This window comes from Gilliamella sp. B2838 (genome assembly GCF_026536185.1).
Taxonomy (GTDB): domain Bacteria; phylum Pseudomonadota; class Gammaproteobacteria; order Enterobacterales; family Orbaceae; genus Gilliamella.
In genome coordinates, this window is record NZ_JAFNOO010000022.1 from 1 (window position 1) to 6,651 (window position 6,651).

The 6,651-nt window shown below is 38.4% G+C and carries 8 protein-coding genes and 2 pseudogenes; 6 read left to right on the plus strand and 4 right to left on the minus strand.

Annotation, left to right across the window (positions count from 1 at the left end; genetic code table 11):
- On the plus strand, nucleotides 1–68 hold a 68-nt coding region (locus tag J3U63_RS12815; protein WP_223232774.1), incomplete at its 5' end, for a hypothetical protein.
- Between the two features lie 15 nt (nucleotides 69–83).
- Here the strand turns inward: J3U63_RS12815 and J3U63_RS12820 are convergent.
- Both J3U63_RS12820 and gltS read right to left on the minus strand, forming a co-directional pair.
- Nucleotides 84–203, minus strand: a pseudogene (locus tag J3U63_RS12820) (LysR family transcriptional regulator); the annotation flags it as partial.
- A gap of 230 nt (nucleotides 204–433) precedes the next feature.
- Nucleotides 434–1,639 carry a sodium/glutamate symporter gene (gltS, locus tag J3U63_RS12825; protein WP_000599531.1) on the minus strand — a complete coding sequence of 402 codons (1,206 nt, stop codon included), beginning with the start codon at nucleotides 1,637–1,639 and terminating at the stop codon, nucleotides 434–436.
- Between the two features lie 443 nt (nucleotides 1,640–2,082).
- On the opposite strand from gltS, the gene J3U63_RS12830 reads away from it, so the two are divergent.
- Genes J3U63_RS12830 through J3U63_RS12840 form a run of 3 tightly spaced genes read left to right on the plus strand, consistent with a single transcriptional unit; the run spans nucleotide 2,083 to nucleotide 3,476 of the window.
- Nucleotides 2,083–2,403: an antibiotic biosynthesis monooxygenase family protein gene (locus tag J3U63_RS12830; protein WP_000562370.1), complete on the plus strand. Its 321-nt coding sequence runs from the start codon at nucleotides 2,083–2,085 to the stop codon at nucleotides 2,401–2,403.
- The gene (locus J3U63_RS12835) at nucleotides 2,396–2,782 is read left to right on the plus strand and encodes a hypothetical protein (RefSeq protein ID WP_000460651.1); all 387 of its coding nucleotides are present in this window, start codon (nucleotides 2,396–2,398) and stop codon (nucleotides 2,780–2,782) included. Before J3U63_RS12830 ends, J3U63_RS12835 begins: the two co-directional genes overlap by 8 nt.
- A gap of 7 nt (nucleotides 2,783–2,789) precedes the next feature.
- Nucleotides 2,790–3,476 carry an ArsR/SmtB family transcription factor gene (locus tag J3U63_RS12840; protein WP_001284954.1) on the plus strand — a complete coding sequence of 229 codons (687 nt, stop codon included), beginning with the start codon at nucleotides 2,790–2,792 and terminating at the stop codon, nucleotides 3,474–3,476.
- Here J3U63_RS12840 and tetR(B) read toward each other — a convergent pair.
- Nucleotides 3,454–4,077 carry a tetracycline resistance transcriptional repressor TetR(B) gene (gene tetR(B), locus J3U63_RS12845; RefSeq protein WP_000088605.1) on the minus strand — a complete coding sequence of 208 codons (624 nt, stop codon included), beginning with the start codon at nucleotides 4,075–4,077 and terminating at the stop codon, nucleotides 3,454–3,456. The genes J3U63_RS12840 and tetR(B) overlap by 23 nt on opposite strands.
- Nucleotides 4,078–4,158: 81 nt before the next feature.
- On the opposite strand from tetR(B), the gene tet(B) reads away from it, so the two are divergent.
- Nucleotides 4,159–5,364: a tetracycline efflux MFS transporter Tet(B) gene (tet(B), locus tag J3U63_RS12850; protein WP_001089068.1), complete on the plus strand. Its 1,206-nt coding sequence runs from the start codon at nucleotides 4,159–4,161 to the stop codon at nucleotides 5,362–5,364.
- A 112-nt stretch (nucleotides 5,365–5,476) separates the two neighbouring features.
- Here tet(B) and tetC read toward each other — a convergent pair whose 3' ends face one another.
- On the minus strand, nucleotides 5,477–6,070 hold the full coding sequence (tetC, locus tag J3U63_RS12855) for a tetracyline resistance-associated transcriptional repressor TetC (RefSeq protein ID WP_000428546.1): 594 nt from the start codon (nucleotides 6,068–6,070) through the stop codon (nucleotides 5,477–5,479).
- An 87-nt stretch (nucleotides 6,071–6,157) separates the two neighbouring features.
- On the opposite strand from tetC, the pseudogene J3U63_RS12860 reads away from it, so the two are divergent.
- Nucleotides 6,158–6,553 (plus strand): annotated as a pseudogene (locus J3U63_RS12860) (helix-turn-helix domain-containing protein); the annotation flags it as partial.
- Nucleotides 6,554–6,651: the final 98 nt, after the last annotated feature.

The window sequence follows — 6,651 nt, forward strand, 5'->3', positions numbered from 1 at the left end:
CACTCGTGGCTGCAACCCTGCTTACTCAAAATCTATTCACACATGGTTACGTTTTGGGGAAATTATGAGGGGATCTCTCAGTGCTCAGCATGTTTGAGTGCTTTACTCGCCGCGGGTTGAGAAATATGTAAAACTTCAGCCGCACGCGTTAAGGAACCACAAGTCATTACAGCATAAAAGATATCGAGATGTCTTAATTTCATTCCATGTAGCCTACTGATTATTTATTTCTACGGACTATTCTAACGAATAAAGTATAAATAATCAGATATACTCGTCATAATTCAAATTTTGGTTTAGTTGTCACGAGAATTAATTCGTAAACGTGCAAGCTAAATAGATTGACTAGGGGAATATACGGGGTAAGAAAGCGGCTCGGCATACTGCCCTATAATAAATTGTTAGGAGAAGTACGCCGAGTAGTGTGTAGCTATTAGGTAAAGTATGTACCAATTTCAATAAATATTTTAATTAAGATACTGTTTGAAATATCAACAATAAAGGCACCGACCATAGGAACGACAAGGAAAGCTTTATGTGATGGTCCAAATGCTTTTGTGACTGTTTGCATATTCGCAATTGCTGTTGGTGTTGCTCCCATACCAAAGCCACAGTGACCCGCGCTGATCACGACAGCATCATAATCTTTGCCCATCATTTTGAAGGTGATAAAGCAGGCAAATAGCACCATGACAACAGTTTGTACAGCAATGATAATTAATACTGGCCCTGCCATGCTTGCCAATTGACCAAATTTTAATGACATTAACGCCATTGCCAAGAAAAGCGATAAAGCAACGCTACCTAATACATCGACGGTCGGCTCAAACACTTCGTGTTTAAATACATGAGTCAGTGTATTACGGATAATAATACCGACAAATAAACACCAGACAAAAGTAGGCAGTTGCAGAAAAGTATCTTTAAACAATGCACTGATATAGCCACCAACAACAATACAGATAATCAGCATTGAAATGGTTTCAATAACGTTATTTGCATTGATTTTTCTTTTGACGCTTGGTTGCTCAAAAGCTTCAACGATAGTGTCGCGCTCTTGCTCGGTTGTTTTAGGAATAGAGACCTTTTTCAAAAGATGACGGGCAACAGGGCCGCCAACTAAACCACCCAACACTAATCCAAGTGTTGCACAAGCCATCGCTAATTCAACGGCGCCTGTTACACCATATTTATCAGCGAGAATAGGGCCCCATGCTCCGGCATTACCATGACCACCTGTTAGAGTAATTGAACCTGCAATTAAGCCAATAAATGGACTTTCATTCATCATGACAGCCATACTCATGCCGACAGTATTTTGAATGGCGATTAGGATCGTTACTGCAATAGTTAATAGAACTAACGGCTTTCCTCCTTTAATCAGTCGAGAAAAGTCAGAACTTAGCCCGATAGAGGAAAAGAATGTGAGCATTAATAAACTTTGCAATGAAGCATCAAAAGTAAACGAATAACCTGATGTTTTATCAATAATTAACAGAACAATTGCAACAATAAAGCCACCAACGACGGCTTCTGGTATGTGGTTTTTTTGTAGGAACGGGGTAAATTTTACGACAAACATTCCTATGAGTAGCGCGATACATGCGACTAATAATGTATAACTGGCATCTAGGATCATTTTTTTACCTCTATTAGTTTACCAGAATTTTCACTATAACAATTTAACAATAGTGAAAAATGAAGTTACTTTGGTTAACTAATCTTTAACAATGAGTTTTATTAGGGTATCCATAACTTTTAGTTAATAGGGTCATAATTTTAGTGTGATCTTAATCATGAAATATTAAAAAGATTAAAATAACAACAATGGTATTTAATGATGGGTAAACCTAAATACCATGCGGGATCCGCACTATTTTCGGTGATAGCAAAAAATAAAAAAGTATAAATAATAAACAAAATTATAAGAGAAGGAGAACATGATAAGCGCAGGCCGAGCAATTTAAAGAAGTGTGATATACAACATAAAACAGCAGCATGACCTTTCTATATTTCGTTGCTTATCGAAGTGTTAATTTTCGGGTGGATTACTCTGTTTGTTGATTAATAACGGAGAAAAATATGATTGCTGTAATATTTGAGGTGCAAATACAACCCGACCAACAAACTCGCTATTTGACTTTAGCTGAGGAGTTAAGACCACTATTAAGTCATGTAGCTGGTTTTATTTCAATTGAACGTTTTCAAAGTCTAGCTACAGAAGGAAAAATGTTATCGCTATCTTGGTGGGAAAACGAATACGCAGTTCTGCAATGGAAAAATCATGTTTTACATGCGAAAGCTCAACAAGAAGGGCGAGAGTCAATATTTGATTTTTACAAAATTAGTATTGCTCATATTACTCGCGAATATTCATTTAAAAAGGACAAGGATAATGTTTGATGTTCACGTTGTTTTAGATAATCAAATAGGACAATTAGCATTACTAGGAAAAACATTAGGTAATAAAGGTATTGGATTGGAAGGGGGAGGGATATTTACGGTTGGTGATGAATGCCATGCTCATTTTCTTGTTGAACAAGGAAAGGAAGCTAAAATAGCGCTAGAGCAAGCTGGACTGTTAGTACTTGCGATCCGGACACCATTAATTCGTAAGTTAAAACAGGAAAAACCGGGGGAACTTGGCGAAATAGCACGAGTATTGGCGGAGAATAACATTAATATTTTAGTGCAATACAGTGACCATGCTAACCAACTGATATTAATAACGGACAATGATAGTATGGCTGCATCTGTTACGCTCCCTTGGGCAATAAAGTGAACTTGCGATGGCTAATTTAATACGAAAAGAGGTTACCTTTGAGTCCTCAATAGCCGCGATAGGGGCGGCTATGTCTGACATTTCACGAGTTAAAATACTCAGTGCTTTGATGGATGGGCGAGCTTGGACGGCCACTGAGCTAAGTTCTGTGGCGAATATATCAGCTTCAACGGCGAGCAGTCATTTATCTAAATTATTAGATTGCCAGCTAATCACAGTAGTAGCTCAAGGCAAGCATCGTTATTTTCGGCTAGCAGGAAAAGATATTGCTGAATTGATGGAAAGTATGATGGGGATCTCCTTAAACCATGGCGTACATGCCAAAGTTTCCACGCCAGTGCATTTACGAAAAGCACGTACTTGCTATGATCATTTAGCTGGCGAAGTTGCCGTTAAGATCTATGATTCCCTTTGTCAACAGCAATGGATCACTGAAAATGGTTCAATGATCACATTAAGTGGTATTCAATATTTTCATGAAATGGGAATTGACGTTCCTTCCAAACATTCACGTAAAATCTGTTGTGCGTGTTTAGATTGGAGTGAACGCCGTTTCCATTTAGGTGGGTACGTTGGAGCCGCATTATTTTCGCTTTATGAATCTAAAGGGTGGTTAACTCGACATCTTGGTTACCGTGAAGTTACCATCACGGAAAAAGGTTATGCTGCTTTTAAGACCCACTTTCACATTTAAGTTGTTTTTCTAATCCGCATATGATCAATTCAAGGCCGAATAAGAAGGCTGGCTCTGCACCTTGGTGATCAAATAATTCGATAGCTTGTCGTAATAATGGCGGCATACTATCAGTAGTAGGTGTTTCCCTTTCTTCTTTAGCGACTTGATGCTCTTGATCTTCCAATACGCAACCTAAAGTAAAATGCCCCACAGCGCTGAGTGCATATAATGCATTCTCTAGTGAAAAACCTTGTTGGCATAAAAAGGCTAATTGATTTTCGAGAGTTTCATACTGTTTTTCTGTAGGCCGTGTACCTAAATGTACTTTTGCTCCATCGCGATGACTTAGTAAAGCACATCTAAAACTTTTAGCGTTATTACGTAAAAAATCTTGCCAGCTTTCCCCTTCTAAAGGGCAAAAGTGAGTATGGTGCCTATCTAACATCTCAATGGCTAAGGCGTCGAGCAAAGCCCGCTTATTTTTTACATGCCAATACAATGTAGGCTGCTCTACACCTAGCTTCTGGGCGAGTTTACGGGTTGTTAAACCTTCGATTCCGACCTCATTAAGCAGCTCTAATGCGCTGTTAATCACTTTACTTTTATCTAATCTAGACATCATTAATTCCTAATTTTTGTTGACACTCTATCATTGATAGAGTTATTTTACCACTCCCTATCAGTGATGGAGAAAAGTGAAATGAATAGTTCGACAAAGATCGCATTGGTAATTACGTTACTCGATGCCATGGGGATTGGCCTTATCATGCCAGTCTTGCCAACGTTATTACGTGAATTTATTGCTTCGGAAGATATCGCTAACCACTTTGGCGTATTGCTTGCACTTTATGCGTTAATGCAGGTTATCTTTGCTCCTTGGCTTGGAAAAATGTCTGACCGATTTGGTCGGCGCCCAGTGCTGTTGTTGTCATTAATAGGCGCATCGCTGGATTACTTATTGCTGGCTTTTTCAAGTGCGCTTTGGATGCTGTATTTAGGCCGTTTGCTTTCAGGGATCACAGGAGCTACTGGGGCTGTCGCGGCATCGGTCATTGCCGATACCACCTCAGCTTCTCAACGCGTGAAGTGGTTCGGTTGGTTAGGGGCAAGTTTTGGGCTTGGTTTAATAGCGGGGCCTATTATTGGTGGTTTTGCAGGAGAGATTTCACCGCATAGTCCCTTTTTTATCGCTGCGTTGCTAAATATTGTCGCTTTCCTTGTGGTTATGTTTTGGTTCCGTGAAACCAAAAATACACGTGATAATACAGATACCGAAGTAGGGGTTGAGACGCAATCGAATTCGGTATACATCACTTTATTTAAAACGATGCCCATTTTGTTGATTATTTATTTTTCAGCGCAATTGATAGGCCAAATTCCCGCAACGGTGTGGGTGCTATTTACCGAAAATCGTTTTGGATGGAATAGCATGATGGTTGGCTTTTCATTAGCGGGTCTTGGTCTTTTACACTCAGTATTCCAAGCCTTTGTGGCAGGAAGAATAGCCACTAAATGGGGCGAAAAAACGGCAGTACTGCTCGGATTTATTGCAGATAGTAGTGCATTTGCCTTTTTAGCGTTTATATCTGAAGGTTGGTTAGTTTTCCCTGTTTTAATTTTATTGGCTGGTGGTGGGATCGCTTTACCTGCATTACAGGGAGTGATGTCTATCCAAACAAAGAGTCATCAGCAAGGTGCTTTACAGGGATTATTGGTGAGCCTTACCAATGCAACCGGTGTTATTGGCCCATTACTGTTTGCTGTTATTTATAATCATTCACTACCAATTTGGGATGGCTGGATTTGGATTATTGGTTTAGCGTTTTACTGTATTATTATCCTGCTATCGATGACCTTCATGTTAACCCCTCAAGCTCAGGGGAGTAAACAGGAGACAAGTGCTTAGTTATTTCGTCACCAAATGATGTTATTCCGCGAAATATAATGACCCTCTTGATAACCCAAGAGGGCATTTTTTACGATAAAGAAGATTTAGCTTCAAATAAAACCTATCTATTTTATTTATCTTTCAAGCTCAATAAAAAGCCGCGGTAAATAGCAATAAATTGGCCTTTTTTATCGGCAAGCTCTTTTAGGTTTTTCGCATGTATTGCGATATGCATAAACCAGCCATTGAGTAAGTTTTTAAGCACATCATCATCATAAGCTTTAAGTTGGTTCTCTTGGATCAATTTGCTGACAATGGCGTTTACCTTACCAGTAATGTATTCAAGGCTAATTTTTTCAAGTTCATTCCAACCAATGATAGGCATCACTTCTTGGATAGGGATAAGGTTTTTATTATTATCAATAATATAATCAAGATAATGTTCAAATATACTTTCTAAGGCAGACCAACCATTTGTTAAATCAGTTTTTGTTGTGATGTAGGCATCAATCATAATTAATTGCTGCTTATAACAGGCACTGAGTAATTGTTTTTTATTTTTAAAGTGATGATAAAAGGCACCTTTGGTCACCAACGCTTTTCCCGAGATCTCATCTATTGAAACAGCTTGATAGCCTTTTTCAACAAACAATATTCGTGCTGAGTTAACCAGTGATTGATAGGTACTCTTAAAATTTTCTTGTTGATGATTTTTATTTTCCATGATAGATTTAAAATAACATACCGTCAGTATGTTTATGGTATCATGATGATGTGGTCGTGACAATCTTAAGAACATTTAGGTTATTTTATGTATATTGAACAGCATTCTCGCTATCAAAATAAAGCTAATAACATCCAATTAAGATATGATGATAAGCAGTTTCATACAACGGTTATCAAAGATGTTCTATTATGGATTGAACATAATTTAGATCAGTCTTTACTGCTTGATGATGTGGCGAATAAAGCGGGTTATACCAAGTGGTATTTTCAGCGGCTGTTCAAAAAAGTAACAGGGGTCACACTGGCTAGCTATATTCGTGCTCGTCGTTTGACGAAAGCGGCTGTTGAGTTGAGGTTGACGAAAAAAACTATCCTTGAGATCGCATTAAAATATCAATTTGATTCCCAACAATCTTTTACACGTCGATTTAAGTACATTTTTAAGGTTACACCAAGTTATTATCGGCGTAATAAATTATGGGAATTGGAGGCAATGCACTGAGAGATCCCCTCATAATTTCCCCAAAGCGTAACCATGTGTGAATAAATTTTGAGCTAGTAGGGTTGCAGCCACGAGTA

Bases quoted from the DNA above. Each gene is read 5' to 3' on its own strand.
- gltS (WP_000599531.1), bottom strand. From the start codon at position 1,639: ATGATCCTAGATGCCAGTTATACATTATTAGTCGCATGTATCGCGCTA.
- J3U63_RS12830 (WP_000562370.1), top strand. From the start codon at position 2,083: ATGATTGCTGTAATATTTGAGGTGCAAATACAACCCGACCAACAAACT.
- J3U63_RS12835 (WP_000460651.1), top strand. From the start codon at position 2,396: ATGTTTGATGTTCACGTTGTTTTAGATAATCAAATAGGACAATTAGCA.
- J3U63_RS12840 (WP_001284954.1), top strand. From the start codon at position 2,790: ATGGCTAATTTAATACGAAAAGAGGTTACCTTTGAGTCCTCAATAGCC.
- tetC (WP_000428546.1), bottom strand. From the start codon at position 6,070: ATGGAAAATAAAAATCATCAACAAGAAAATTTTAAGAGTACCTATCAA.